25 protein-coding genes are annotated in these 25,955 nt (G+C 67.5%); 18 read left to right on the plus strand and 7 right to left on the minus strand.

Annotated elements, in window-relative coordinates; translation table 11 throughout:
- Window positions 1-92 precede the first annotated feature (92 nt).
- The 5 genes from A9973_RS21015 to A9973_RS21035 are packed head-to-tail and all read right to left on the minus strand — an operon-like array spanning window position 93 to window position 4,618.
- Entirely contained in the window at window positions 93-806 is a 714-nt protein-coding gene (locus A9973_RS21015; RefSeq protein WP_183015620.1) for an ABC transporter ATP-binding protein, read from the minus strand.
- Complete coding sequence (locus A9973_RS21020; RefSeq protein WP_183015621.1) at window positions 803-1,543, minus strand: ABC transporter ATP-binding protein; 741 nt, start codon at window positions 1,541-1,543, stop codon at window positions 803-805. Before A9973_RS21020 ends, A9973_RS21015 begins: the two co-directional genes overlap by 4 nt.
- A complete protein-coding gene (locus A9973_RS21025) occupies window positions 1,536-2,510 on the minus strand; it encodes a branched-chain amino acid ABC transporter permease (RefSeq protein ID WP_183015622.1) in 975 nt (324 codons plus the stop codon). Before A9973_RS21025 ends, A9973_RS21020 begins: the two co-directional genes overlap by 8 nt.
- Window positions 2,510-3,370, minus strand: a complete 861-nt coding sequence (locus tag A9973_RS21030) for a branched-chain amino acid ABC transporter permease (RefSeq protein ID WP_183015623.1) — start codon at window positions 3,368-3,370, stop codon at window positions 2,510-2,512. Before A9973_RS21030 ends, A9973_RS21025 begins: the two co-directional genes overlap by 1 nt.
- 27 nt (window positions 3,371-3,397) lie before the next feature.
- Window positions 3,398-4,618, minus strand: a complete 1,221-nt coding sequence (locus A9973_RS21035) for an ABC transporter substrate-binding protein (RefSeq protein ID WP_183015624.1) — start codon at window positions 4,616-4,618, stop codon at window positions 3,398-3,400.
- A 206-nt stretch (window positions 4,619-4,824) separates the two neighbouring features.
- Between A9973_RS21035 and A9973_RS21040 the strand changes: the two genes are divergently transcribed.
- From A9973_RS21040 to otnK, 11 genes are all read left to right on the plus strand, one after another.
- The gene (locus A9973_RS21040) at window positions 4,825-5,238 is read left to right on the plus strand and encodes a carboxymuconolactone decarboxylase family protein (protein ID WP_183015625.1); all 414 of its coding nucleotides are present in this window, start codon (window positions 4,825-4,827) and stop codon (window positions 5,236-5,238) included.
- Window positions 5,235-6,149, plus strand: coding sequence for an NAD(P)-dependent oxidoreductase (locus A9973_RS21045; protein ID WP_183015626.1), 915 nt, complete (start codon window positions 5,235-5,237; stop codon window positions 6,147-6,149). The genes A9973_RS21040 and A9973_RS21045 overlap by 4 nt, the downstream gene beginning before the upstream one ends.
- Before the next feature lie 115 nt (window positions 6,150-6,264).
- Complete coding sequence (locus A9973_RS21050; protein WP_183015627.1) at window positions 6,265-7,242, plus strand: tripartite tricarboxylate transporter substrate binding protein; 978 nt, start codon at window positions 6,265-6,267, stop codon at window positions 7,240-7,242.
- A gap of 39 nt (window positions 7,243-7,281) precedes the next feature.
- Complete coding sequence (locus A9973_RS21055) at window positions 7,282-8,187, plus strand: amidohydrolase (protein WP_183015628.1); 906 nt, start codon at window positions 7,282-7,284, stop codon at window positions 8,185-8,187.
- 32 nt (window positions 8,188-8,219) lie between these two features.
- Window positions 8,220-9,449: an MFS transporter gene (locus A9973_RS21060; RefSeq protein ID WP_183015629.1), complete on the plus strand. Its 1,230-nt coding sequence runs from the start codon at window positions 8,220-8,222 to the stop codon at window positions 9,447-9,449.
- Window positions 9,450-9,686: 237 nt separating this feature from the next.
- On the plus strand, window positions 9,687-10,325 hold the full coding sequence (locus A9973_RS21065) for an aldolase (protein WP_183015630.1): 639 nt from the start codon (window positions 9,687-9,689) through the stop codon (window positions 10,323-10,325).
- Between the two features lie 70 nt (window positions 10,326-10,395).
- Window positions 10,396-11,724 (plus strand): MFS transporter, encoded by a 1,329-nt coding sequence (locus A9973_RS21070; protein WP_183015631.1) that lies wholly within the window; start codon window positions 10,396-10,398, stop codon window positions 11,722-11,724.
- A gap of 40 nt (window positions 11,725-11,764) precedes the next feature.
- Complete coding sequence (gene otnI / locus A9973_RS21075; RefSeq protein ID WP_183015632.1) at window positions 11,765-12,550, plus strand: 2-oxo-tetronate isomerase; 786 nt, start codon at window positions 11,765-11,767, stop codon at window positions 12,548-12,550.
- Window positions 12,551-12,560: 10 nt separating this feature from the next.
- Entirely contained in the window at window positions 12,561-13,532 is a 972-nt protein-coding gene (gene denD, locus A9973_RS21080; protein ID WP_183015633.1) for a D-erythronate dehydrogenase, read from the plus strand.
- Complete coding sequence (gene ltnD, locus A9973_RS21085; protein ID WP_183015634.1) at window positions 13,529-14,437, plus strand: L-threonate dehydrogenase; 909 nt, start codon at window positions 13,529-13,531, stop codon at window positions 14,435-14,437. Before denD ends, ltnD begins: the two co-directional genes overlap by 4 nt.
- Window positions 14,434-15,687: a 3-oxo-tetronate kinase gene (gene otnK, locus A9973_RS21090; RefSeq protein ID WP_183015635.1), complete on the plus strand. Its 1,254-nt coding sequence runs from the start codon at window positions 14,434-14,436 to the stop codon at window positions 15,685-15,687. Before ltnD ends, otnK begins: the two co-directional genes overlap by 4 nt.
- Before the next feature lie 30 nt (window positions 15,688-15,717).
- Here otnK and A9973_RS21095 read toward each other — a convergent pair whose 3' ends face one another.
- Window positions 15,718-16,425 (minus strand): FadR/GntR family transcriptional regulator, encoded by a 708-nt coding sequence (locus A9973_RS21095; RefSeq protein WP_183015636.1) that lies wholly within the window; start codon window positions 16,423-16,425, stop codon window positions 15,718-15,720.
- A 79-nt stretch (window positions 16,426-16,504) separates the two neighbouring features.
- Complete coding sequence (locus A9973_RS21100; protein WP_183015637.1) at window positions 16,505-17,401, minus strand: LysR substrate-binding domain-containing protein; 897 nt, start codon at window positions 17,399-17,401, stop codon at window positions 16,505-16,507.
- A 180-nt stretch (window positions 17,402-17,581) separates the two neighbouring features.
- Between A9973_RS21100 and A9973_RS21105 the strand changes: the two genes are divergently transcribed.
- The 7 genes from A9973_RS21105 (at window position 17,582) to A9973_RS21135 (ending at window position 25,948) form a co-directional block, all read left to right on the plus strand.
- Window positions 17,582-18,913 carry an MFS transporter gene (locus tag A9973_RS21105; protein ID WP_183015638.1) on the plus strand — a complete coding sequence of 444 codons (1,332 nt, stop codon included), beginning with the start codon at window positions 17,582-17,584 and terminating at the stop codon, window positions 18,911-18,913.
- Complete coding sequence (locus A9973_RS21110; RefSeq protein ID WP_183015639.1) at window positions 18,910-20,028, plus strand: M14 family metallopeptidase; 1,119 nt, start codon at window positions 18,910-18,912, stop codon at window positions 20,026-20,028. Before A9973_RS21105 ends, A9973_RS21110 begins: the two co-directional genes overlap by 4 nt.
- Before the next feature lie 422 nt (window positions 20,029-20,450).
- A complete protein-coding gene (locus A9973_RS21115) occupies window positions 20,451-21,791 on the plus strand; it encodes an MFS transporter (RefSeq protein WP_255469256.1) in 1,341 nt (446 codons plus the stop codon).
- Window positions 21,791-22,888, plus strand: a complete 1,098-nt coding sequence (locus A9973_RS21120; RefSeq protein ID WP_370539521.1) for a M14 family metallopeptidase — start codon at window positions 21,791-21,793, stop codon at window positions 22,886-22,888. Before A9973_RS21115 ends, A9973_RS21120 begins: the two co-directional genes overlap by 1 nt.
- A 256-nt stretch (window positions 22,889-23,144) precedes the next feature.
- Window positions 23,145-24,008: an ABC transporter permease gene (locus A9973_RS21125; protein ID WP_255469257.1), complete on the plus strand. Its 864-nt coding sequence runs from the start codon at window positions 23,145-23,147 to the stop codon at window positions 24,006-24,008.
- 3 nt (window positions 24,009-24,011) lie between these two features.
- Complete coding sequence (locus tag A9973_RS21130; RefSeq protein WP_183015641.1) at window positions 24,012-25,058, plus strand: ABC transporter ATP-binding protein; 1,047 nt, start codon at window positions 24,012-24,014, stop codon at window positions 25,056-25,058.
- Between the two features lie 8 nt (window positions 25,059-25,066).
- Complete coding sequence (locus A9973_RS21135) at window positions 25,067-25,948, plus strand: ABC transporter permease (RefSeq protein ID WP_183015642.1); 882 nt, start codon at window positions 25,067-25,069, stop codon at window positions 25,946-25,948.
- Window positions 25,949-25,955: the final 7 nt, after the last annotated feature.

A 25,955-nucleotide genomic window follows, 5' to 3' on the forward strand; every position in this document is an offset into this window, starting at 1 on the left:
CGGGCGCGAGCGGCAGCGGGGGCTTTTGGCCCGGCTGCGGCGAACCGCCGGTTCAACGTAAAGACGCAATATATCCCGCCGGCGGGCCATGGCTATAACCCGAGGTAGGCGGCGCGCACGCGGCTGTCTTCCAGCAGCGCGCCGCTGGGGCCGGACAGCACCATCGTCCCGGATTGCAGCACGTAGGCGTGTTCGGCCACCGACAGGGCCAGCCGGGTGTTCTGCTCCACCAGCAGGATGGTCAGGCCGCCTCGGTGGATGTCGATCATGGCCTGGTGCATTGCTTCGACGATCTTGGGCGCCAGGCCGTGGCTGGGCTCGTCCAGCAGCAGCAGGCGGGGTTCCAGCATCAGCGCGCGCCCGAACGCCACCATCTGCTGTTCGCCGCCGGACAGCGTGCCGGCCTGCTGCCGGCGCCGTTCACGCAGCCGGGGGAACAGCGCGTAGACGCGGTCGCAACTGCGCTTGAGCCCGGCCGCGTCCTGGCGGCGGGTGTAGCCGCCAAGGGCCAGGTTTTCCTCCACGGTCATTTCCGGGAAGACATGGCGGCCTTCGGGGACGTGGGCGATGCCCAGTTCCGGGATGCGGTGCGGCGGCAGGCGCAGGATTTCTCGGCCGTCGAAGGAGATGCTGCCGCTGACCTTGTCCAGCAGTCCCGAGATGCAGCGCAGCAGCGTGCTTTTGCCCGCCGTGTTGGCGCCGACGACCGCGATGAAGCCGCCTTCGGGCACATCCAGCGAAACCTCGTGCAGCACCGGGCTGCGGTCGTAGGAGGCGGTCAGCCCCTGGATCCGAAGCAGGCTCATGCCGCCACCTCCGCCTGTTCTACCGATTTGCCCAGGTAGACCTCGATCACCGTCGGGTCGGAGGCGATGTCGGCGGGGCTGCCCTCGGCGATCTTCTGGCCGAAGGACAGCACCAGGATGCGGTTGCACAGCCGCATGATGGCGCGCATGTGATGCTCGACCACGATGAATGTGATGCCGGCCTCGTCGCGCAGCGTGCGGATCAGATCCATCAGCGCGTCCATTTCGGACTCGTTCAGCGCCGCCATCACCTCGTCCAGCAGGAAGACCTTGGGGGCGGTGCACAGCGCGCGGGCCAGTTCCACGCGGGCCTGCTCGGGAAAAGACAGCTCGCCGGCCGGCTTGGCGGCGATGGCGGACAGACCGACACGGTCCAGGTTGCTGCGGGCCACCTGGCGGGCGCGCGGCACGTCGTGGCGCAGCAGGCCGCCCACCAGCACGTTGTCCAGCACGGTCATTTCAGGAAACAGCGCCACGTTCTGAAACGTCTTGGTCATGCCGCGCGCCGCGATCTGATGGGGGCGCAGGCCGCAGACGTCCTCGCCGTCCAGCTCGATGCGGCCGCCCTGGCTGGCGTACAGGCCCACCAGCAGGTTGAACAGCGTGGTCTTGCCCGCGCCGTTGGGGCCGATCAGGCCCAGGATGTCGCCGCGGGCCACGCTGAACGACACGTCGTCCACGGCTTTCAGGCCGCCGAAGCGGCGCTGCACGTTCGAGACTTTCAGGATGTCAGGCATGCTGGCCCCGCGTCAGATTGCGTAGCCGCGTCCACAGCGCCGACAGCCCGCGCGGCTCGATCAGGATGATGGCGATCAGGATCAGCCCGAAGGCCAGCTGGGACACGCCGGCGGTGTGGCCCGACAGCCAGTCGTTGAACACTTCTTCCAGCGGGATGATGACCAGCGCGCCGATCAGCGGGCCCGCCACGGTGCCCACGCCGCCGATGATGCAGATCAGCGCCACGCGCACCGAGATGCCCACCAGCGAGAACACGGTGTCCGGATCGAAGAAGTAGATGAATTGCGCGTACAGCGTGCCGCAGGCGCCCATCAGCGCGGCCGATACCACGGCGGCCAGGATGCGCGTCTGCGCGGTGTTCACGCCGATGACTTCCGCGGCCTGCGGGTTGGCCTTCACGGCGCGCAGGCGGTAGCCCAGGCGTGAATGGCTGATCAGCGCGAAGACGACCGAGGTGACCAGCGCGGCGCCCAGCATCAGGTAGTAGTACGGGATGCTGGACTTGAACTGCATCTGCGCGAACCCTTCAGAGAACGGGATGGACAGGCCGACCGGCCCGCCGGTGACCGATGCCCAGGTGTTGGCGATGGCGCGCAGCACTTCGCCGAACGCCAGCGTGGCCAACGCGAAGTAGTGGCCGCGCAACCGCATGGTGGGCAGGCTGAGCAGCGCGCCCGCGACGCCCGCCACCGCCATCGCCGCCACGATGCCCAGCCAGGGGGAAATGCCGTAGCGCAGCAGCAGCAGGGTCGAGGTGTAGGCGCCCAGGCCGAAGAACGCCGCATGCCCCAGCGATATCTGGTTGGCCAGGCCGCCCACGATGTTCCAGGACTGGCCCATCGCGGCGAACAGCAGCACCAGCGTCAGGACGCGGATGCCGTAGCCCTGGTCTTCCATCAGCCACGGGGCGGCCAGCGCGATGGCGAACAGCACGGCCCACGGCAGGGATTGTCGAGTCATGGCCATCAGGCAGCCCTTTTCAGAAGTCCTTCCGGGCGCACGGCCAGGACAAGGATGAAGATGGCGAACAGCACCAGGTTCTGCAGCTGCATGGGCAGCACGAGCGAGGACAGCGACTGGATCACGCCGACCGCGACCCCGCCCACCACCGCGCCCATCACGCTGCCCAGCCCGCCCAGCACCACCGCCGTGAACATCAGCACGCTGAACTGCGCGCCGACGGTGGTGGACGCCGTGAGGTAGGGCAGGATGATGCCGCCGCCCAACGCGGTCAGGCCCACGCCCAGCCCGAAGGCCAGCTGGTGCACGCGGTGGGTGGAGATGCCGGACAGCCGGGCGGCCATCGGGTCCTGCGCGGTCGCGCGCACCGCCATGCCCCACCAGGTTTTCTTCAGCACCCACCACAGCGTCAACCCGGCCACCGCAGCCACCGTGAAGGCCAGCAGGTAAGGCGCGCTGAGGAGGATCGGGCCGACCGCCAGCGCGGTCATCTGATAGGACGTCTGCACCGAGCGGAACGCCGATCCGAACAGGATCAGGGCCAGGTTCTCCATGACGATGAGCAGGCCCACCGTCAGGAAGATCTGCGCCACCGCCGGCGCCTTCAGCACCCGGTTGATCAGGAACTTCTGCGTCAGCACGCCCAGCACGAAGGCCACGGCGAACGACAGCAGCGACCCCACCAGCGGGTCCAGCCCCAGCAGCTTCCAGGCGAAGTACGCGACGAACATGCCTACCATCAGGAATTCGGCCTGGGCGAAGTTGACGATGGAGACCACCCCGAAGACGAGCGTGAGCCCGATCGAGATGACCGCGTATACGCCGCCCAGCAGAATGCCGTCCACCAGCGCCTGCAAGAATTGCATGACAGTCCTCCGGTTCGCGCCGCGCGCTCAGCTGGCGGTGATGACGCGGCCCTTGGCCAGCGCCTGCGGCCACACCGAGACCAGTTCGTTGTTCTGCCACTGGACCATGATGGGTTGCGCCAGGGTGTTCAGCCCGTTGGCGTCGAAATGCACGCCGCCGCCCGACATCACGCCGGCCCAGCCTTCGCTGTACTTCCGGGCGCGCAGCGCCTTCGATACCGCCTCGGGCTTGTCGGACGCCGCCACTTCCAGGGCCGCGGCCAGCACGCCGGCGCAGACCGCATGTTCCAGGGCCTCGTGCGGCATGAAGGTGCCGAAGCGCTTGCGGTAGCGCTCGGTGTATTCCGGCGCCTGGTCGTAGTTGGCCGGCGCGATCGACAGCACGGCCTGCGAGTATTGGCCCAGCGCCTTGGCGAAATCGGGGATCACGTAGCCCGCCGCGCCGCCCACGACCGGCACCGTCAGCCGCTGCTGGCGCATCACGCGGATGATCAGCAGGCTGTCGTTCAGGTAGGAGATCGGGAACACGATCTGGGCGTCGGACGCGCGCAGCTTGCTGATCAGCGGCGTGACGTCGGTGATGCCCAGCGGATAGGCCTCATCCAGCACGATCTGGGCGCCGGCCGCCTTGGCCGCGTTGCGCACGCCCACGGCTTGCGACGTGCCGTAGGCCGTGTCTTCGTACAGCAGCGCGATCTTCTTGATGGCGGACGCGCCCGCCACGACGGACGCCGCATAGTCGTACTGCGCGCGGCCCAATACCGAGCCTTTGGACACCACCTGGAAGATGTGCTTGAAGCCGCGTTCGGTCAGCACGTCGGAGAACGACATGGTCAACAGCGGGATGCCGCGGCGTTCGGTCACTTCGGACACGGCCAGCGTCAGCGACGAGGCGTAGGCGCCGATCAGCGCCACGCAGCGGTTCTGCGTGATCAGGCGCTGCGCCACGGTGGCGGCGGTGGTGGGCTGCGAGGTGGCGTCGGCGATGATCAGCTTGAGCTTGGCGCCGCCCAGCGACTTGATGCCGCCCGCCGCGTTGATCTCGTCCGCGGCCAGTTCCAGGCCCTGCCGGGAATTGATGCCGAACTGCGCGTTGGCGCCGGACAGCGGCAGGATCACGCCGACATTGATGTCGGCCGGGGCAGCCAGTGCGCGGCCGGGCAGGGTGGCCGCCAGCGCGGCCGCACCCAGTCCAGCGACAAATTCCCGGCGCCCGTGGCGCACGGCCTGCTTGGGGTTGTTTTTCATGCTTGTCTCCTGGCTTTTTGTGGGTATGGGCGCACGGCAGCCAGCCCGGCGCGTTGCCGCATTATTGTGCTCATTTTTTAAGCAGTCAAGCATATTGTCTGACAATCAGACTATTGACGATCGGGCAAAAATTGACTGACAATCAGACAAAACAGACCGAGCACAAGCCGGTTCGACGCCCGTCACCATCATCAAACGAGGAACCCATGGCAGACATCAAATCCGAAACCCAAGCCCTGTTCGACCAAGGCCTGACCCTGCGCCGCGAAGTGCTGGGCACCGAATACGTGGACGGTTCGCTGGCCCGCGCCAACGACTTCATGATGGCCTTCCAGCACATCACGACCGAGTGGTGCTGGGGCTACACCTGGGGCCGACCGGGCCTGGAGAAGAAGACGCGCAGCATGCTGAACCTGGCCATGCTGACGGCGCTGAACCGTCCGGCCGAGATCAAGCTGCACGTCAAAGGCGCGCTGAACAACGGCGTGACCGTCGAAGAGATCAAGGAGATCCTGCTGCAAGCCACCGTGTATTGCGGCATCCCCGCCGGCCTGGACGCCTTCAAGGTAGCCAACCAGGTGCTGGAAGAAGCCGGCGCCTTCAAGGAGCCGCAAGCATGAGCGCGCCGCAAGAACGCGTGGGTGTGGTCGGCATCGGCAGCATGGGCTGGCCGATGGCGGCGCGCTTGGTGCAGGCGGGTTATGCGGTGGCGGTGTTCGACGCCGTGCCGGGCCAGGCGGACAAGTTCGCCAAGGAAGTGGGCGGCCAGGCCACCGCCACCTGCGCCGCGCTGGCGGCGCAATCCGACATCGTCTTCACGATGCTGCCCACCAGCGCTATCGTGGAACAGGTACTGTCCGGCGAACAAGGCGTGCTGGCCGGCCTGCGGCCGGGCAGCGTCGTGGTGGAGATGAGCTCCGGCGTGCCGGCGCACACGCAGCGGCTGGCTCAGGCGGTGGCCGCCGCGGGCGGCCAGATGGTGGACGCGCCCGTGTCGGGCGGGGTGCCGCGCGCGCGCACCGGTGAACTCGCGATCATGTTCGGCGGGCCCGCCGCCACGCTGGAACGCGTGCGCCCGGCGCTGTCGGCGATGGGCACGTCGATCACCGCCGTGGGCGACGTGGGCAGCGCCCATGCCATGAAGGCGCTGAACAACCTGGTGTCGGCGGGCGGCTTCTTGATCGGCGTCGAAGCGATGCTGATCGGCCAGCAGTTCGGCCTGGACCCCAACGTGATCGTGGACGTGTTGAACGCGTCGACGGGCATGAACAATTCCACGCAGAAGAAGTTCAAGCAATTCGTGCTGTCGCGCGAGTTCAATTCGGGCTTCGGCCTGGACCTGATGGTCAAGGACCTGGGCATTGCGCTGGGCATCGCCACCGATACCGGCACGCCCACGCCGTTCGCGTCGCTGTGCCGCGAACTGTGGGCGTCTGCGGGCAAGACCCTGGGCAAGGGACAGGACCACACCGCCGTGGCGCGCCTGTCCGAGCAACTGGCCGGCGTGGAGCTGGCCGCCAAGAAAGGCTAGGCCCTTCGGCACCGGCGCGGCCGTGGCCGCGCCGCCTTTTCAACCTGCATCACAACAACCGCCAGGACTAGGCGGAGGGCCGGCTGTCGCCGGCAGAAACAGCGAGGAGCAAAACATGAAGAAGACTTTTCTGGCGACCCTGGGCGCCGGCCTGATCGCGCTTGGCGCCAACGCGTCCGCGCAAGACTATCCCACGCGCGCCATCTCGATGGTGGTGCCGTACGCGGCGGGAGGTTCCACCGACGGCCTGGCCCGCATCGTGGCCCAGGCCATGGGCGAGAACCTGGGCCAGACCGTGGTTGTGGAAAACCTGGGCGGCGGCGGCACGATGATCGGCAACCAGCGCGTGACGCGCGCCGCGCCGGACGGCTACACGATCACCTTTGGCAACATGGGGTCGCTGGCCATCGCGCCGTCGCTGTACCCCAAGAGCAAGTTCGATCCGCGGCGCGACATGAGCGCGGTCGGGCTGGTGGCGACCGTGCCGATGGTGCTGTCCGTCAGCAAGAAAAGCGGCATCGCCACGTTGCCGGACTTCGTCGCGCGCTTGAAGAAGAACGGCGCGGACGTGAACTTCGGCAATGCGGGATCCGGCTCCACCAGCCATATCGCCGCGGCCTACTTCATGCACGTGACCCATACGCAAGGGATGCAGATCCCCTACCGGGGCGCAGGCCCGGCGATCGCCGATCTGATGGCGGGCACGGTGGATGCGGTGATCGACCAGACCGTCACGATGATCCCCATCCATGAAGGCAAGCGCGTCACGGCGCTGGCAGTGGCGTCCGCCACCCGCCTGCCGCAGATTCCCGACGTACCGACGTTTGCCGAGGCGGGTGTGCCGGACTTCAACATGAGCGTATGGAACGGCATCGCCGCGCCCGCGGGCACGCCGCCCGCCGTGATCGCGCGGCTGGAGCAGGCCTTGGCCGCGGCGTTGAAGAGCCCGGGCGTGCGCGAGTCGCTGAACAAGCTGGCCGCCCAGGCGCCGGCCGAGAAAGAGCAGGGCGCAGCCGCGTTCCAGGCGTTGATCGCCCGCGATGTGCCGAATTTCGCGACCTTGATCAAGGATGCCGGCATCACGGTAAATTGATCCCTCCTACGGTTTGATTCCTTTCTGGGAGCCCCCCGCATGCGTCCGACCCTTTCCGATTCTTCCTCGCAAGAACCGCCCCTGTGCCTGGCGCCGCTGCCAGAGATGGACGCGGCGGCTTTTGAGGCGCCGCCCGGCGCGTGCGATACACACGCGCATGTCGTGGCCGCGGACGCCGCGGCCTATCCTTTGGTGCCGGAGCGCACCTACACGCCGCCGCCGGCCCCCGAGTCCGCTTATCTGGGCATGCTGAAGCAGACCGGCATGTCGCGCGGCGTGCTGGTGCAGATCAGCGTCTACGGCACCGACAACCGCTACATGCTGGAGGTGCTGCGCCGCCATCCCGACCAGTTGCGCGGCATCGGCGTGGTGGCGCCCACCGTGACGGACAGCGAGCTGGCGGACATGCATGCGGCCGGCGTGCGTGGCTTGCGCATCAATGTGCTGTTCGGCGGCGGCATCGGCTTTGACGCGATGGAGACGCTGGCGCATCGCATCGCCGGCCTGGGCTGGCACATGCAGTTCCTGATGGACGCGCGCCAGCTGCCCGAGCTGTTGCCGCGCATGCGCAAGCTGCCGGTGCCGGGCGTGGTGGACCACATGGGCCACATGCCGGTCGCCGAAGGCGTGGACAGTGCGGGCTTCCAGGCCTTGCAGCATCTGGTCCGGGACCATGGCTGGTGGGTCAAGCTGTCGGGCGCCTATCGCATCAGCGACCGCTTCGACGATTTCAGCGACGTGACGCCCTGGGCGCAGGCGCTGATCCAGACGGCGCCGGACCGCATGCTGTGGGGCAGCGACTGGCCGCACGTGCATCAGACGCGCATGGTCAACACGGGCCGCCTGCGCAACCAGCTGGCGCTGTGGGCGCCGGACGCCGCGCTGCGCCGACGCATCCTGGTCGACAACCCCGAACGCCTTTACGGTTTCTCGCCAGCGCTGTAATCCCCTGACCGCCAATCACCAAGAGGCAAGCCATGCAATGGTATAGAGAGCTGAACAAGACGGAACGGCGCACCTTCGTCGCCGCGTTCGGAGGCTGGGCCATCGACGCCCTGGACTTCATGGTGTTCACCTTCGTGATCGCCACGCTGATGACGTTATGGGGCATCGACAAGGGCCAGGCCGGCATGCTTGGCACCGTCACGCTGCTGTTTTCCGCCATCGGCGGATGGCTGGCGGGCATCCTCGCCGACCGGTATGGCCGCGTGCGCGTGCTGCAATACACGATCCTGTGGTTCTCGGCTTGCACGGTGGCGATCGGGTTCGCGCAGAACTTCGAGCAGTTGTTCGTACTGCGGGCCTTGCAGGGCCTGGGCTTTGGCGGCGAGTGGGCCGTGGGCTCGGTGTTGATGGGCGAAATCGTGCGGGCCGAACATCGCGGCAAGGCGGTGGGCACCGTGCAAAGCGGCTGGGCGGTCGGGTGGGGCGTCGCGGCCATCCTGTATACGGTCGCGTTCTCTGTCCTGCCCGCCGAATGGGCCTGGCGCAGCCTGTTCTGGGTCGGCGTGCTGCCGGCCTTCCTGGTGCTGTACATCCGCAAGAACGTGCCCGAGCCCGAGGTGTTCCAGCGCGCCCAGGCCAAGGTGCAGGCCGGCGAGGCCCGCGCGTCGTTCTGGACGATCTTCTCGCCCGCGCTGTTGAAAACCACGGTCATCACCGCCGTGCTGTGCACCGGGGTGCAGGGCGGCTACTACGCCATCACCACGTGGCTGCCGACCTACCTGAAGGTCGAGCGCCAACTGTCCGTGCTGAACACGGGCGGCTACCTGATGGTCATCATCTTCGGGTCGTTCTGCGGATACATCGCCGGCGCCTATCTGGCCGACCGCATGGGTCGCCGCGCCAACCTGCTGATTTTCTCGGTGCTGTCCACGGTCAGCGTCTACGTCTACACGCAGTTGCCGCTGACCGACGGCCAGATGCTGTTCCTGGGCTTTCCGCTGGGCTTTGCCGCGTCCGGCATCTTCAGCGGCATCGGCGCCTATCTGACCGAACTGTTCCCGTCCGGCGTGCGCGCGTCGGGGCAGGGGTTCGCGTACAACTTCGGCCGCGGCATCGGTGCGCTGTTCCCCAGCCTGGTGGGGTTCTTGAGCCAGACGCACGGCCTGGGCTGGGCGATCGGGGCATTCGCAACCGGGGCCTACGCCGTGGTGATCGTGACGGCGTTGCTGCTGCCCGAAACGAAGGGGCGCGTGCTGGAGTGACGCCAGCGCGTCCCGCAGGTGAGGCCGGCGGTCGGTCGCGGGCGTCACCCGCAAGCGTCCGCCTTTTTTGATTGGATACGGGTTTACCCGGTAGCTGTTCAAAAGCCATAATTTGTATGATGACCCGATAACTTCTACACAAGAGACAGGTCACCATGCTGGTTGCGACGCCGATTTTCCCTCCCGATGTGCCGCGGGTTTTCTTGCGGTCCCGCCCCGGCTTGCCAGGGGCGTTCCATGACTGAAGAATCCCGCGTCCGCGAAGAGATCTGCACCGTCGGCGCCAGCCTGTACCACCGCGGCTACACCGTGGGCGCCGCCGGCAACATCAGCGCCCGCCTGGACGACGGCTGGCTGATCACGCCCACCGACGCCTGCCTGGGCCGGCTGGATCCGGCCGAACTGGCCAAGGTCGATCTCGACGGCCAATGGGTCTCGGGCGCCAAGCCTTCCAAGACCCTGGTGCTGCATCAGGGCATCTACCGGGCCAGCCCCGAATCGCGCGGCATCATCCACACGCACTCCACGCACCTGGTCGCGCTGACGCTCGCCGGCGTCTGGCGGCCCGACGAAGTGCTGCCGCCCATCACCCCGTATCAGGTCATGAAGGTGGGCCGCATCCCGTTGATCGGCTACCGCCGTCCCGGTGACCCGCAAGCCGCCGCCGAGGTGGCCGCGGTGGCGGGGCAGGTGCGCGGCGCGCTGTTCGAGCGGCTGGGGCCGGTGGTGTGGGAACGCTCGGTCGCGCAGGCGTCCTATGCGCTGGAAGAGCTGGAAGAAACGGCTCGCCTCTGGCTGATGAGCACTCCCCGGCCGGCGCCGCTTGCCGCTGACGCGATTGAAGAACTGCGCGCGACCTTCGGCGCGCGCTACTGACCCGACATTCGTATAAAGCCGCCCGGACGCGCTGCGCGTCACACGGCGGCGCACCCTCCTGGAGACTTGCATGCCCCCGATGGAATTGGCGTCGACCGCGCCCGCTGCCGCGACGCAGCCTGAATCCCGCGAGACCGCCCGTGCCTACGCCAAGGTGTTCTGGCGCCTGGTGCCGTTCTTGATGCTCTGCTACGTGATCGCGTACCTGGACCGCGTCAACGTCGGCTTCGCCAAGCTGCAGATGTCGCAAGACCTGGGCTTCAGTGAAACCGTGTTTGGCCTGGGCGCCGGCGTGTTCTTCATCGGCTACTTCCTGTTCGAAGTGCCCAGCAATCTGCTCATGCACCGGTTGGGCGCGCGGATCTGGATCGCGCGCATCATGATCACGTGGGGCATCCTGTCCGGCATGTTCATGTTCGTCGAAACGCCCACCGGCTTCTACATCCTGCGCTTCCTGCTGGGGCTGGCCGAAGCCGGCTTCTATCCGGGCGTGATCCTGTACCTGACCTACTGGTATCCGGCCCACCGCCGCGCCAAGATCATCGCGCTATTCATGTCCGCGATCCCGGTGGCCGGCATCTTCGGCAACCCGCTGTCCGGCTGGATCATGGAGGCCTTCCACGGCACGCATGGCTTGCAGGGCTGGCAGTGGATGTTCCTGATCGAAGCGATTCCGGCATTGGCGATCGGGGTGGTCACCGTGATGTACCTGGACAACGGCATCGCCAGCGCCAAGTGGCTAACTGCCGAAGAGAAGCAGATCCTGACCCGCGAGATCGAGCAGGACCAGAAGCAGACGGGCACGCAGAAGCACTCGCTGCGCGCCGTGTTTTCGGACAAGCGCGTGTGGTGGATGTGCCTGATCTATTTCGCCTTCGTCGCCGGCCAGTACGGACTGACGTTCTGGATGCCGACGCTGATCGAGTCGACGGGCGTCACGGGCGCCTTCAACATCGGGCTGCTGAGCGCCATCCCGTTCCTCTGCGCCATCATCGTGATGAACCTGCTGGGCCACTCGGCCGACAAGCGGCGCGAACGCCGCTGGCACCTGATCGTGCCGGCGCTGGCGGGCGCGGTGGGTTTCGCCGCGGCGGCCTCCTTCGCCGACAACACCGTGGTGTCGCTGATCTGCCTGTCGATCGCCGCGGCCGGCGTGCTGACCTGCGCGCCGCTGTTCTGGTCGCTGCCGACCGCCTTCCTGTCGGGCACCGCGGCGGCGGCGGGCATCGCCATCGTCAACTCGGTCGGCAACCTGGCCGGCTTCGCCAGCCCCTACATGATCGGCTACCTGAAAGACCTGACCAGCTCGACCGCATCCGGCATGTATGTGCTGGCCGCCGTGCTGGTGATCGGCGCCATCGCGGTCTGGTTCACGCCGGCCAAGCTGGTCAACCGTTGATGGCCACGCGCCGACCGCTCTTCGACTTCAAGGAACCGCCATGCCGCGCCTAGCCGCCAACCTGACGATGATGTACGCCGAACACTTCTTCCTGGACCGTTTCCAGGCCGCTGCGGGGGACGGGTTCGCGGGCGTCGAATTCCTGTTCCCCTATGAATTCGCCGCCGCCGACTTGAAGGCCAGGTTGCAGGACAACGGCTTGACGCAGGCGCTCTTCAACGCACCGCCCGGGGATTGGGCCGCCGGCGAACGCGGCATCGCGTCGCTGCCGGGCCGGCAAAGCGAGTTCCAGCGCGGCATCGACCAGGCGCTGGAATACGCCGCCCAGCTGGGCAACCGCAGCCTGCATGTGATGGCGGGCCTGATCCGCCCGGGCGAGGACCGCGCGGCGCATCGCGAGGTTTACCTTGCGAATCTGGCGCTTGCGGCGCGCGCGGCCGCGTCCGCCGGCATCACCATCGTGATCGAACCCATCAACACGCGCGACATCCCCGGCTTCTTCCTGAACCGGCAGGACGACGCGCAAGCCATCTGCGCCCAGGTCGGCCAGCCCAACCTGAAGGTGCAGTTCGACTGCTACCACTGTCAGATCGTCGAAGGCGACATCGCCGTGAAGCTGCAGCGCGACATGGCCGGCATCGGCCACATCCAGATCGCCGGCGTGCCCGACCGGCACGAGCCCGACCTGGGCGAACTGAATTACCCCTACCTGTTCGAGCGGATCGACGCGCTGGGCTACGCCGGCTGGATCGGCTGCGAATACCGCCCCAAGGCCGGCACCTCCGCAGGACTGGGCTGGGCCAAACCTTATCTTGCCAACCATTGAGCCTCCCACCATGAAGATCCTGATCACCGGCGGCGCCGGATTCCTGGGCCAGCGGCTGGCCCGAAAACTGCTTGAGCAAGGCACGCTGACGCTGGACGCCAGCGGGCCGCAACCCATCACGCGGATCGACCTGCTGGACGTCGTCAAGTCGGACGCGCTGACCGATCCGCGCGTGCGCTCCCTGGAGGGCGACATCTCGGATCCGGCGGTGCTGCGCCAGGCCATCGACCGCGACACGCGCGCCATCTTCCATCTGGCCGCCATCGTCAGCGGCCAGGCGGAAGCGGATTTCGACCTGGGAATGCGCATCAACCTGGACGCCTCGCGCGCCTTGCTTGAAACCTGCCGCGCGCAGGGCCATCAGCCGCGCGTGATCTTCACCAGCTCGGTCGCCGTCTACGGCGGCGCCTTGCCCGAGACCGTGTGCGACGACACGGCCCTGAACCCGCAGTCTTCCTACGGCACCCAGAAGGCCATCGCCGAGCTGCTGCTGGCCGACTACACGCGCCGCGGCTTCGTCGACGGCCGCGTGCTGCGCCTGCCGACGATCAGCGTGCGCCCGGGCCGCCCCAACGCCGCCGCGTCCTCGTTTGCCAGCGGCATCATCCGCGAGCCCCTGAACGGCGAAGCCGCCGTCTGCCCGGTCGGCGCCGATACACGCCTGTGGCTGCTGTCGCCGCGCGGCGCAATCCAGGCGCTGATCGCGGGCTGCGAACTGCAGGCCGATGCCGTGGCCGACCGCGCGCCGATCAACTTGCCCGGCGTGTCCGTCACGGTGGCCGAGATGGCGCAGGCGCTGCGCGAGGTAGCGGGCGACGAGGTCGCCGACCGCATCACCTGGCAACCCGACGAACGCGTCGAGCGCATCGTGGGCAGCTGGCCTGGCCGTTGGGACACCACACGCGCGACGCGCCTGGGTTTGCAAGGCGACAACAATTTTGCGGACATCATCCGCGCCTACCAAGCGGACGACCTGACATGACGCCTACGCAAATTGTTCCCCGCCGCGTCGGCGTCATCGGCCTGGGCGCGATGGGCGCCGGCATCGCGCAAAGCCTGCGCCGCGCCGGCCACGACGTGCACGTCTACGACATCCGCCCGGACGTCGCCGCGGCGTTTGCCGCGCAGGGCGGCGTGGCCTGCACCACGCTGGCCGACATGGCCGCCGCCTGCGACATCGTGGTCAGCGTGGTCGTCAACGCCCAGCAGACCGAATCCGTACTGTATGGCGAAGGCGGCATCGCGGCAGCCCTGCGCGCAGGCGCCGTGTTCGTGATGTGCTCCACCGTGGATCCCACCTGGTCCGTCGCGCTGGAAGCGCGGCTGGCCGAAGTGGGCGTCCTGTACCTGGACGCACCGATCTCAGGCGGGGCGGCCAAGGCCGCCGCGGGCCAGATGACGATGATGACGGCGGGCAGCGCCGCGGCGTACGAGGCTTGCGGCGCGGTGCTGGAATCGATGGCGGGCAAGGTCTATCGCCTGGGCGACCGCGCCGGCGCGGGCAGCAAGGTCAAGATCATCAACCAGCTGTTGGCCGGGGTGCACATCGCGGCCGCCGCCGAAGCGATGGCGCTGGGCCTGCGCGAAGGCGTCGACGCCGACGCCTTGTACGAGGTCATCACGCACAGCGCGGGCAACAGCTGGATGTTCGAAAACCGCATGGCCCATGTGCTGGCGGGCGACTACACGCCGCTGTCGGCGGTGGACATCTTCGTGAAGGACTTGGGGCTGGTGCTGGATACGGCGCGGCACACGAAATTCCCGCTGCCGCTGGCATCCACCGCGCACCAGATGTTCATGCAGGCGTCCAGCGCCGGGCATGGCCGCGAAGACGACAGCGCCGTCATCAAGATTTTCCCGGGCATCACCTTGCCGGAGGCCAAATGAGCATCAAACTGGGCTGTATCGCTGACGACTTCACGGGTGCCACCGATCTGGCCAACAACCTGGTGCGGGCCGGCATGCGCACGGTGCAGACCATCGGCATCCCTGGCGCGCCGTTGCGCGATGACGCGGACGCCGTGGTCGTGGCACTGAAGACGCGCACGTTGCCCGCGGACGAAGCCGTGGCGCAGTCTCTGGCCGCGTTGGAATGGCTGCAGCGCCAAGGCGCCGAGCAGATCTACTTCAAGTACTGCTCCACGTTCGACAGCACGCCGCAGGGCAACATCGGCCCCGTGACCGACGCGCTGATGACGCGGCTGGGCGCGGCCTTCACCATCGCCACGCCGGCCTTTCCCGACAACAAGCGCACGGTCTTCAAGGGCTACCTGTTCGCCGGCGACGTGCTGTTGAACGAATCTGGCATGCAGCACCATCCGTTGACGCCGATGACGGACCCGAACCTTGTCCGCGTGCTGGCGGCGCAGACGTCGCGCAAGGTCGGTTTGATCGACTACACCGTGGTGGCCGCCGGCAGTGAGGCGATCCGCGCGCGCATCCGGGCCTTGCAGGCCGAGGGCGTGGAGATCGCCATCGTGGACGCGGTGTCCAATGAGGATCTGCTGGCGCTGGGGCCGGCCTTGCGCGGAATGCCGCTGGTCACGGCGGGGTCCGGCGTGGCGATCGGCCTGCCGGGCAACTGGGGCCTGGCCGCTGCCGGGGCCGCTGGCCAGCCCCGCGCCGCCGGCTTGCAGGCCGTCGTGGCGGGAAGCTGCTCCACCGCCACCAACGGGCAGGTGGCCGCCTTCATCGCCAGCGGCCGTCCGGCCTATGCGCTGGATCCGTTGCGGCTGGCGGCGGGCGAAGACATCGTCGAGCAAGTCCTGGCCTGGGCTGAACCGCGCATGCAGGACGGCCCGGTGCTGGTCTACTCCACCGCACAGCCGGACGCGGTCAAAGCGGCGCAGGGCGCGCTGGGCGCGGCGCGCGCAGGCGCCATGATCGAAGAGGCCATCGCGCGTATCGCGGTCGGCCTGGTCGAACGCGGCGTGCGGCAGTTGATCGTGGCGGGCGGCGAAACGTCGGGCGCGGTGGTGCAGGCGCTGGGGCTTGAGCAGATCGCCATCGGCGAACAGATCGACCCGGGCGTGCCGTGGTGCGCGGGCTACACGCCGGCGGCGCAGGGCGACGTCAGCATCGCGCTGAAGTCCGGCAACTTCGGCACACCGGACTTCTTCACCAAGGCGTTCGGGTAGCGCTTTTCGTTCGAGGGTGCCGCGGCGAGCCTAGCGGTGTGCCTGGCTCAGCCGCTTGGCCGCGTTCACCATATGGATGCGGGCCGCTTCGCGGGCGCCTTCCACGTCCTGGTTGCGGATGGCTTCGACGATGGCGATGTGCTCTTGCATCACGTCGCGCATCAGGTTGGCGTGGCGGGCTTCGTTGCCGCGCGTCACGCGCGTGGCGGCTTCCAGGAACTGGCTGACAAAGGCCAGCGTGGTCAGGAAGTACGGGTTGCCGGTGGCGCGCGCGATGCTGCGGTGGAACGCCACGTCTTCCTTCACGCCGTTGCCGCCGTCGGCCACCGCTTGCGAGATCGCCGCCAGCGCGCGGTCGATTTCCGTCATGTCGCGCTTCTTGCGCACGGCCGCGGCCTGGGCCGCGATCTCGGTTTCCAGCGCGCGTCGCAGGTCCACGATGTGCAGCACGGCGTCCAGCGAGCTCAGCTCGGCGGCGTCGATGCGCAGCGCCCGGTTGCCCGTCAAACCCGTGACGAACACGCCGCTGCCTTGCCGCGCCTCGACGATGCCGTCCTGCCGCAACCGCGACACCGCTTCGCGGATGACGGTGCGGCTGACGCCGAACTGTTCCGCCAGCATGGCTTCGGTGGGCAGCTTTTCACCGGGCAGCACGCGCCCCTCGTCGATCTCGGCGAGCAGGCGCTTGGCGACGGTGTCGGTCAGCGTAGGAGGGGAGGGAAGTCGTGGAAACGCCATGGATGATGACCGCAGAGTGGGGGCGACAGGCCGGTGTGGATGCCACCGGCTGGCCCGGCGCCCATGATAACCGGTTGCCCTAGGCCGGCGCGCCCGGGCGCGCCGCCATCAAGCAGTCAATGAAGCACTGGGCGGCCGGGGTGGGCGGCGAGTCGGCTCGTGTCAGGATGGACACGCGAGCGGCGGGCAGTTCGTGCGCCAACGGCAGCATGCGCAGCGGCCGCGGCATCAGCTGGTGGTCGAACAAGGCCCGCACGAAGATGCCCAGCGCATCGCTTTCCGCCATGATGGCCAGGGCGATCGCGATGGACTGGCAGGGGATGATGTCGCGCGGCGGCGGCAGGCCGTGGGCGTCGAATGCCAGCCGCAGCAGGTTCGCCGGGGCCTGGATGTTGCCGGGCAGCAGCCACAGCGCGTCGTGCATGTCGGCCAGGCTGCGCGCGCGGCGCAGGGGGTGGCCGATCCGCGCGCCTACCGCCATCGGCAAGGTGAACAAGGTCTGGCGCGCAAAGCCGTCGTCGATGTTGCCGTCATATTCCGTCTGCACCAGCAGGTCGTAGCGGCCCGATTCCAGCTGCTCGTGGCTGAACGGCGGCGCCACCTCGTTGAAGGACACGGCCACGCGCGGCATCCGGGCGCGGAACGCCATCAGCGCGGCGGACAGCGCCGTCAGCGCCGAAGAGCTGATGGCCAGGTTCAGCGAACCGCCTTCGCCGTCCCGCATCTGGCCGATCTCTTCCTGCGCTTTGCGCGTTTCCTGCAGGATCAGCACGGCGCGCCTGTACAGCGCCTCGCCGTAGGTCGTCAATTCCACGCCCCGGGCGCTGCGGCGGACCAGTTCGGCGCCCACGCTTTGTTCCAGTTCCCGCAGGCTGCGCGTGGCGGCGGGCTGGGTGACGAACAGGGCGCGCGCCGCGGCGCGGATGCTGCGGTGTTCGGCGATCAGGACGAAGGCGCGTAATTGGCGCAGGTTCATGGGAGGAGTCCGACATCGGAACCGTCCTAAGCCGGGCTTGGCATATCAGGAAAAGGTTTCACTGGAACAAAAATACTGTCTTTTCCTTATCGTGCGCCATCCGTATATTCATCCATACGGGGCCGTCATAGCGTCCGGTTTCACGGACCAGCGCCCCGGCACGGACATCAAGGGGAAATCATGTCTATCGCCATCGCCGCCGCTCCTGGCCGGCAGCCTCTGCATTCGTCGACGATGCGCCGGCGTGTGATCGCCGGCACCACCATCGGCAACGCGCTGGAATTCTTCGACTTCACCGTCTTCACGTTCCTGATGCTGATCATCGGGCCGCTGTTCTTTCCCGCCGCCTCCAGCTACGGCCAGCTGCTGCTGACCACCGCCACTTTTGGCGTGGGTTTCCTGATGCGGCCGGTGGGCGGCATGCTGATCGGCTCGTACGCCGACCGCCATGGCCGGCGCGCGGCCATGACGCTGACCTTGTGGCTGATGGGGCTGGGTTGCGCGCTGATCGCGGCCGCGCCCACCTACGCCCAGATGGGCGTGATGGGGCCCGTGCTGATGGTGCTGGTCCGGCTGATCCAGGGTTTTGCCGCCGGCGGCGAGGTGGGCGCGTCGACCACCCTGCTGCTGGAGCACGCGCCGGCTGACAAGCGCGGCTTCTATTCCAGCTGGCAGTTCGGTAGCCAATCGCTGGGCGTGATGCTGGGCGCGCTGACCGTGGCGCTGCTGACGGCCGCGCTCACCAAGGACCAGATGCAGGCCTGGGGCTGGCGCGTGCCGTTCGTGATCGGCATCCTGACGGTGCCCGTCGGCGCCTACATTCGCCGCAACCTGGAAGAGACGCTGGAACCCGCGCAGGCGCCCGAGGCCGGGCGCGCCGCGTCCGGCCACCAGCCGCTGCGCCTGGTGTTCGCGCATCACAAGGCGCTGGTGGTCAAAGGCATCCTGCTGGTGATCGGCGGCATGGTGTGCGCGCAGATCATCGGCTTCTACATGCCCGCCTACGCCAGCAAGGAACTGGGCTTGCCCGCGTCGTCGGGCCTGTTCGCCAGCGTCGTGCTGGGGGCCATCGGCTTTGCGATCGCGCCGTTCGTCGGCATGCTGGCTGACCGGGTAGGGCGCAAGCGGGTGATCTTCTGGTCGCGCGCAGCCACCATCTGCGCGCTGCTGCCGTGCTTCCAATGGCTGGTGTCGGCGCCCAGCACGGCCCGGCTGATGACGGTGATCGCGCTGCTGGCCGTCTTGCTGGCGCTGCAGATGGCGCCCACCATCACGATGCTGCCCGAGCTGTTCCCCAAAGCGGTGCGCACGACGGGGATGTCGGTCGTGTATGGTCTGGGCATCTCGGTCTTCGGCGGCTTCGCGCAGTTCTTCGTGACCTGGCTGCTGCACGTCACCGGCAACCCGCTGGCGCCCGCCTGGTACTTGATGGTGACCGTGGCGCTATCCACCGTGGTGCTGTTCTGGATCCAGGACCGCACCGGCCATGCAATCGACTCGAAGGAGGCATGATGCCCAGCAGTACGAGCTACTTCCCCCGCAGCTACGCCGAATCGCGCGAGCGCTTCTTGGCCGAAGCCGCGCGCCTGGGCGCCGGCGTGCAGTCCTGGCCGATCGAGGCCATGGGCAGCGAGGGCGAGGCGCTGGCCACCGATACGGCGCTGATCGGCGCGTCTGACGCGGAGCGCCTGCTGATCATGACGTCCGCCACGCATGGGGTCGAAGGATTTTGCGGCGCGGGCTGCCAGTTCGCGCTGATGGACGACGCGCCGATGTTAAAGCGCGCGCGGCAAGCGGGCGTGGCGCTGCTGCTGGTGCATGCGGTGAACCCCTACGGCTTTTCGTGGATCGCCCGCACGGACGAGGGCAACGTCGACCTGAACCGCAACGCCCAGCCGTTCGGCGGCACGCCGCTGCCCGTCAATCCGGGCTACGGCGATTTGCACCCGCTGCTGCTGCCCGACCAATGGCCGCCGTCGGACGAGAACCAGCGGGACGTGGCGCGCTACATCGGCGAGCACGGGCAAGCCGCGTTCGCGCAGGCGGTGTCGCGCGGCCAGTACACGCATGCCGACGGGCTGTTCTACGGCGGGGCCGCGCCGGCGGCGTCGCTGGTAAATCTGCGGCGTATCCTGGAAACGCAGGCGCGCCGCCACGCCCATATCGGCTGGATCGACGTGCATACGGGCCTGGGGCCGCGCGGGCACGGCGAGAAGATCTATGCGGGCCGCCGCGACGAGGCCGAAGTGGCGCGCGCGCGGCAGTGGTGGGGCCTGGACATCGCCGTGCCGTTCCAGGGCACGTCGGCGTCGGTCGACATCACCGGCCACCTGGCGGGTCTGATCTACCAGGCCTGCCCCGAATCGTCGCCGACGCTGATGGCGCTGGAATACGGCACCGTGCCGTTCGACGACATCGTGCTGGCGCTGCGCGGCCGCAACTGGCTGCGCGCCCATCCGGACGCGTCGCCCGCCTTGCGCCGCGACATCCTGCAGGCCACGCAAGACGCGTTCTACTGCCACGCCTACGACTGGCACGGCATGGTGCTGGGGCAAAGCCGCGTGGCGGTGCTGCAAGCGCTGTGCGGGCTGGAAGCGGCTGGGCCGGGGGCGCCTGCTGCGGTCTGACGAACACGGCTTGGTCTGATTTTCACCCCGATCAGACGGGTCTTCGAACCCATGCGGTCCGTCGGGACATCGCGCCGGATGTCCCGGATTCGACCGCCGTTTTGAAGATGCTGCGCAGCGCCAAATTCGCCGAGGACCTATTCCGGAAAGGCGAATGACACCGCGAAAAACCGCGCTCCCCATCCCGGCGAGGCCGATGTTGCGCTGCGCTGACGCGATGCGCCGCAGGAGGGGGCGGCGGCGCGTCAAGACGTTCGAACGTTTGACGCCGGGTGGGCGCCAGCGCAAGCCGCACGTATCCAAACTTGAGAAAGTGAGCTTCTCCTGGCCGAATGCCGTCCGTATATTGCGTGCCACGCTGCGGGCGCCGTCCGCGGGCTTCGGGTGTCTGCCGTCGCGCAGCGCAACAAGGAGGGAGGAGCATGTCTACTGTCACGATGCCGATGGCCGGCGGCCAAGGGCTGTATTCACCGTCCATGCGCCGGCGGGTTATCGCCGGCACCACGATCGGCAATGCGCTGGAGTTTTTCGACTTCACCGTCTTTTCGTTCCTGATGCTGGTTATCGGGCCGCTGTTCTTTCCCGAGGCGTCCAGCTATGGCCAGTTGCTGCTGACCACCGCGACCTTCGGCGTGGGTTTCCTGATGCGCCCGGTGGGCGGGATGCTGATCGGTTCGTATGCGGACCGCCACGGCAGGCGGGCGGCCATGGCGTTGACGCTTTGGCTGATGGGGGTGGGCTGTGCGCTGATCGCCGCGGCGCCGACCTACGCGCAGATGGGGGTGGCGGGGCCGGTGATGATGGTGCTGGCCCGGTTGATCCAGGGCTTTGCCGCAGGCGGCGAAGTCGGCGTGTCGACCACGCTGCTGGTGGAGCATGCGCCGGCATCGAAGCGGGGCTTTTATTCCAGCTGGCAATTCGGAAGCCAGTGCCTGGGCGTCATGCTGGGCGCGCTGGTGGTGGTGATTCTGACCGCAGCGTTAAGCCCTGAGCAGATGCGGGCTTGGGGCTGGCGCCTGCCCTTCGTGATCGGCATATTGACCGTTCCCGTCGGTGCCTACATCCGCCGCAACCTGGAAGAGACGCTGGCGCCAGTGGCGGCCGGCCTGGGGCACAAGGCCGGCCGTGCCGAAACGGGCCATCAGCCGCTGCGTCGCGTGTTCGCCGAGCACAAGGTGGTCGTGCTGAAGGGGATATTGCTGGTGATTGGCGGCATGGTCAGCACGCAGATCATCAGCTTCTACATGCCGGCCTATGCCAACCGGGAACTGGGCTTGCCGGCGACGTCCACGTTGTCGGCCAGTGTCGTGGTGGGCGCCATCGGTTTTGTGGCCGCGCCCTTCATCGGCATGCTGGCCGACAGGGTGGGGCGCAAGCGGGTGATTTTCTGGTCGCGCGCCGCCACCGTAGGCGTTCTGCTGCCGAGCTTCCACTGGCTGGTTTCCGCGCCAAGCACGGGCCGCCTGATGCTGGTCATCGCGGTGCTGGGCCTGTTGCTGGCCTTGCAGACCACGCCCCTTATCACGATGTTGCCCGAACTGTTCCCGAAAACGGTGCGCGCGACCGGGATGTCCGTCGTCTACGGGGTGGGGATTTCGGTGTTCGGCGGGTTCGCGCAGTTCTTCTTGACCTGGCTCTTGCATGTGACCGGCAGCCCGATGGCGCCCGCGTGGTATTTGATGGCGACGGTCGCGATATCCACGGTCGCGCTGTTCTGGATACGCGACCGAACGGGTCAAGACATCGATTCCCGGGAGGCATGATGCAGACGGCCTCGCGCTATTTTTCCCACAGCTACGCCGAGTCCCGCGTCCGCTTCGAGGCACGCGCCAGGCCGCTGGCCGCGCGCTTCCAATCCTATGGCATCGATGCGCGGGGGCGCCAGGGCGAGGCGCTGGCGACCGACGTCGCCTTGATCGGGGATCCGCGAGCCTGCCGGCTCTTGATCGTGAGTTCGGCCACCCACGGCGTGGAGGGGATCTGCGGTTCGGGCTGCCAGCTGGCGTTGCTGGACGATGCGCCCATGCTGGCGCGCGCGCGGCGCGCCGGCGTGGCGTTGCTGCTGGTGCATGCGGTCAATCCCCATGGATTTTCATGGCTTGCCCGCACGGACGAGGGCAATGTCGACCTGAACCGCAATGCGCAGCCATTCGATGGCGGACCGTTGCCGGTCAATGCCGGGTATGCGGGGATACACGGCTTGCTGCTGCCCAAGGAGTGGCCGCCGTCCAGGACAAACCAGCAGGACCTTGCCCGCCACGTGGCCCAGGCGGGGCAGCAGGCCTACGCGGTTGCCGTGACTGCGGGGCAGCATACCCATCCCGATGGCCTGTTCTACGGGGGCGCCGGCCCGGCGGCATCGCTCCTGAATCTGCGGCGCATCCTTGGCGAGCATGCCGGCACGGCGCGCACGCAGGTGGCGTGGATCGATGTGCATACCGGGCTGGGCCCGCGCGGCCACGGTGAAAAGATCTATGCCGGAAAGCGCGATGCCGCCGGCGTGGCGCTGGCCAGGCAGTGGTGGGGGGCGGACCTGGCCGTGCCTTTCCTGGGCAGTTCCGCATCGGCCGACGTGACGGGGTACGTCGGTGGGCTGTTGCACGAGGCATGCCCAGCTGCTTGCTCTGCCGTCATATCGCTGGAATTCGGCACGGTGCCCTTGCCAGACATGGTGCAGGCGTTGCGCGGCCGCAATTGGCTGCTTGCGCACCCCGACGCCAATGATGCGTTGCGCCGGGACATATTGCAGGGCACCCTGGACGCGTTCTATTGCGATGCGCCGGACTGGCACGGCATGGTACTGGGGCAAAGCCGGGTGGCAGTGCTGCAAGCGCTGTGCGGGCTGGAAGCGGCGCGTTGACCGCACAGCGCCCTGGGCGCGCAAGTCTGTACTGATCTTCCGGGTTGCACCTGCCGCCGCCGTGCTGTCGCAGCGGGTTGCACCTGCGTACCCCCCTGCGCCAGGGATTACCCGCGAGTCCGTCCGAGTGTTGGGTTATCCCTAGTTGAGCCGGGCAGCAACCCGTCGATATGCTTGGGTTAACCGAACGAACCGAAGAGTTCACACCGGAGGAGTTTCAAACCGAGCCGGCACCTCGCTGACAAGGAAACAGGATTTGCATAGCGCGCCTCCTTTGGACCCGGCCGTCGCGGCCGCCCGGATCAAGCCTATTCGCGTGATCCCGTGGGCAACGTGGCTGCACCGTGTCTTCGTCGTCCTCATGTATGCGTTCATGCTCTGCCCCATCGTGCTGGTGGTCTGGCTGAGCTTCTTCAAGGACGCGATCCTTTACTTCCCCCCGTCCGGCTACACGCTGTCCTGGTACGTGAAAGCGTGGCAGAACCCCGCGTTTGCCAACGGCTTCCTGTTCAGCCTGCAAGTGTCGCTGGTGGCGGCGGCCATCGGCGTGGCGATGGGCGTCCTGGCCGCGGTGGCCATCGCCCGCTACCGCTTCCAGGGCAGCAAGGGGATCAACACCTTGCTGCTGTCGCCGCTGCTGATTCCCGGCATCGTCGCGGGCGTAGGCATCTACCTGTTCTACCTGCGCGCCGAAGAATTCCTGGACCAGGACATCATCGGCACCTTCGGCGGCCTGGTCATCGCGCACGTCTGCCTGACGATCCCCTGGACGGTACGCCTGGTCACGGCCGGCATGGCGGGGCTGGACGGATCCATCGAGGAAGCCGCGCGCAACCTGGGCGCCAGCGCCCCGGTGGCCTTCATGCGGGTGACCCTGCCGATGCTGCGCCCGTCCATCGTGGCGGCCGCGCTGTTCAGCTTCGTGGTGTCGTTCGAAAACCTGGAGCTGTCGCTGTCGCTGGTGGGGCCGGGACGCACCACGCTGCCGATCGCCATCATGCAGTACCTGGAATTCAATCTTGATCCGACCATCGCTTCGGTGGCTTCGGTGCAAATCTTGCTGTTGGGGATCATCATGCTTGTGACCGACCGCTACGTGAAACTCAGTCAGGTGGTGTAAGACATGGCGAAGGTCTCAATCGAGAATATCCGCAAGCAATTCGGCGCGGCGGTGGCAGTGTCCGACTTTTCACTGGAAATCGCCGAAGGCGAACTGGTGACGTTCCTGGGCCCCAGCGGCTGCGGCAAGACGACCACGCTGCGCATGATCGCCGGCTTCATCACGCCTACCGCGGGCCGCATCCGCATCGGCGACACCGACGTGACCCGGTTGCCCGTGCACAAGCGCGATACCGGCATGGTGTTCCAGCGCTACGCGCTGTTCCCGCACATGACGGTGGCCGAGAACGTGGCGTTCGGGCTGGAAATGCACAAGGTGCCCAAGGCCGAACGCGACGCCAAGATCCGCCGGGTGCTGGACATGGTGCGCATGACCGAACTGCGCGACCGCTACCCGCGCCAGTTGTCCGGCGGCCAGCAGCAGCGGGTGGCGATCGCCCGCGCGCTGGCCATCGAGCCCAAGGTGTTCCTGCTGGACGAGCCGTTGTCGAACCTGGACGCCAAGCTGCGGCTGGAAGTGCGCGAAGAGATCCGCTCGCTGCAGCAGCGCCTGGGCCTGACCACCGTGTTCGTCACGCATGATCAGGAAGAGGCGTTGGCGATCGCCGACCGCATGGCCATCATGCACGACGGTATCGTGCAGCAGGTGGGCGCGCCCGACACGCTGTACGAGCGCCCGGCCAACCTTTTCGTGGCCGACTTCCTGGGCAAGATGAACGTGTTCACGGGACGCGGGGACGCCGGCAACCAGTTTCACACCGACACGGGGCAGCGCATCGCGACGCCTGGCGGGGCAGGCGCCACGCACGTGGGCGTGCGGCCGGAACGCGTTCGGCTGGCCGCTCAGCCCGAAGGGGCGAACGCGCTGGCAGGGGTGGTCGAATCGTCGCTGTACCTGGGGCCGGTGCTTGAGGTCCGCGTGCAGCTGGAGGGCGGCAACCGCATGATCAGCCAGATCGTCAATGGCGGCGCGGGCCGCGCCCAGCCCGCGCCGGGCGCGCGCGTCTATGCATGCTTCGAGCCCGAAGACTGCGTGGCCTTCACGCAATAGGGGCCGCCATGACGACCGCGACTCAAGACGGGCGGCCCAGCCGCTGGCTAGGCCCGGGGCTGGCGTTTCCGGCGTCGCTGGTGGTGCTGGTGATCATCATGGTCCCCATCTTCCAGCTGGCGCGCTACAGCTTCAACCATTTCGACCCGGCGGAATTGATGCAGACCGCCTTCACGTTCGAAAACTACGCCAAGTTCTTCGGCGACCCCTACTACCGTGACATCTTCTTCACGACCTTGTGGGTGGCGGCGCTATGCACCGTGCTGGCGCTGGTGCTGGGCTTTCCCGTTGCCTATTTCCTGGCGCGCACGCAAAGCCGGTACAAGAGCCTGTTCGTGATCCTGCTGGTGTTCCCGCTGATGGTGGGCAACGTGGTACGGGCGGCGGGCTGGATGGTGGCGCTGGGCAACGCGGGCGTGGTGAACGCGGTGCTGCAGGGCGTGGGGCTGATCGACCGCCCGCTGACCCTGATGTACACGCCCACGGCGGTCGTCATCGGCACGACAGCCGTCGTCATGCCCTATCTGATCCTGACCCTGCAAAGCGTGCTGGAAGGCATGGACCTGTCGGTGGAAGAGGCCGCCCGCAACGTGGGCGCAAGCTTCTTCACGACGTTCCGCCGCATCGTGCTGCCGATCGCGGCGCCCGGCGTGGCGGCGGGCACGATGCTGGTGTTCATCCTGTGCATGAACGCCTACGCCACGCCGGTGTTGCTGGGCGGCTCCGGCCTGACGATGATGGCGCCCGCCCTGTACGACCAGATCACGCGTGCCTCGAATTGGCCGTTCGGCGCCGCGCTGGCCGTCATCCTGGTATGCGGCACGCTGGTCATCGCATTGATCTCGAATTGGCTGATCCATCGGCGCTACATCAAGACCATGGCGTCGTGACCCCGAA

The organism is Achromobacter sp. UMC46, from assembly GCF_014170335.1.
In the GTDB taxonomy this organism is placed as follows: Bacteria; Pseudomonadota; Gammaproteobacteria; order Burkholderiales; family Burkholderiaceae_B; genus Achromobacter.

Coding starts and splice junctions, on each gene's coding strand:
- otnK (WP_183015635.1), top strand. CDS start 14,434: ATGAGCATCAAACTGGGCTGTATCGCTGACGACTTCACGGGTGCCACC.
- A9973_RS21025 (WP_183015622.1), bottom strand. CDS start 2,510: ATGGCCATGACTCGACAATCCCTGCCGTGGGCCGTGCTGTTCGCCATC.
- A9973_RS21035 (WP_183015624.1), bottom strand. CDS start 4,618: ATGAAAAACAACCCCAAGCAGGCCGTGCGCCACGGGCGCCGGGAATTT.
- A9973_RS21130 (WP_183015641.1), top strand. CDS start 24,012: ATGGCGAAGGTCTCAATCGAGAATATCCGCAAGCAATTCGGCGCGGCG.
- A9973_RS21030 (WP_183015623.1), bottom strand. CDS start 3,370: ATGCAATTCTTGCAGGCGCTGGTGGACGGCATTCTGCTGGGCGGCGTA.
- A9973_RS21105 (WP_183015638.1), top strand. CDS start 17,582: ATGTCTATCGCCATCGCCGCCGCTCCTGGCCGGCAGCCTCTGCATTCG.
- denD (WP_183015633.1), top strand. CDS start 12,561: ATGAAGATCCTGATCACCGGCGGCGCCGGATTCCTGGGCCAGCGGCTG.
- A9973_RS21135 (WP_183015642.1), top strand. CDS start 25,067: ATGACGACCGCGACTCAAGACGGGCGGCCCAGCCGCTGGCTAGGCCCG.
- A9973_RS21040 (WP_183015625.1), top strand. CDS start 4,825: ATGGCAGACATCAAATCCGAAACCCAAGCCCTGTTCGACCAAGGCCTG.
- A9973_RS21095 (WP_183015636.1), bottom strand. CDS start 16,425: ATGGCGTTTCCACGACTTCCCTCCCCTCCTACGCTGACCGACACCGTC.
- A9973_RS21045 (WP_183015626.1), top strand. CDS start 5,235: ATGAGCGCGCCGCAAGAACGCGTGGGTGTGGTCGGCATCGGCAGCATG.
- A9973_RS21100 (WP_183015637.1), bottom strand. CDS start 17,401: ATGAACCTGCGCCAATTACGCGCCTTCGTCCTGATCGCCGAACACCGC.
- A9973_RS21050 (WP_183015627.1), top strand. CDS start 6,265: ATGAAGAAGACTTTTCTGGCGACCCTGGGCGCCGGCCTGATCGCGCTT.
- A9973_RS21060 (WP_183015629.1), top strand. CDS start 8,220: ATGCAATGGTATAGAGAGCTGAACAAGACGGAACGGCGCACCTTCGTC.
- A9973_RS21110 (WP_183015639.1), top strand. CDS start 18,910: ATGATGCCCAGCAGTACGAGCTACTTCCCCCGCAGCTACGCCGAATCG.
- A9973_RS21115 (WP_255469256.1), top strand. CDS start 20,451: ATGTCTACTGTCACGATGCCGATGGCCGGCGGCCAAGGGCTGTATTCA.
- A9973_RS21065 (WP_183015630.1), top strand. CDS start 9,687: ATGACTGAAGAATCCCGCGTCCGCGAAGAGATCTGCACCGTCGGCGCC.
- A9973_RS21055 (WP_183015628.1), top strand. CDS start 7,282: ATGCGTCCGACCCTTTCCGATTCTTCCTCGCAAGAACCGCCCCTGTGC.
- otnI (WP_183015632.1), top strand. CDS start 11,765: ATGCCGCGCCTAGCCGCCAACCTGACGATGATGTACGCCGAACACTTC.
- A9973_RS21120 (WP_370539521.1), top strand. CDS start 21,791: ATGCAGACGGCCTCGCGCTATTTTTCCCACAGCTACGCCGAGTCCCGC.
- A9973_RS21020 (WP_183015621.1), bottom strand. CDS start 1,543: ATGCCTGACATCCTGAAAGTCTCGAACGTGCAGCGCCGCTTCGGCGGC.
- ltnD (WP_183015634.1), top strand. CDS start 13,529: ATGACGCCTACGCAAATTGTTCCCCGCCGCGTCGGCGTCATCGGCCTG.
- A9973_RS21015 (WP_183015620.1), bottom strand. CDS start 806: ATGAGCCTGCTTCGGATCCAGGGGCTGACCGCCTCCTACGACCGCAGC.
- A9973_RS21070 (WP_183015631.1), top strand. CDS start 10,396: ATGCCCCCGATGGAATTGGCGTCGACCGCGCCCGCTGCCGCGACGCAG.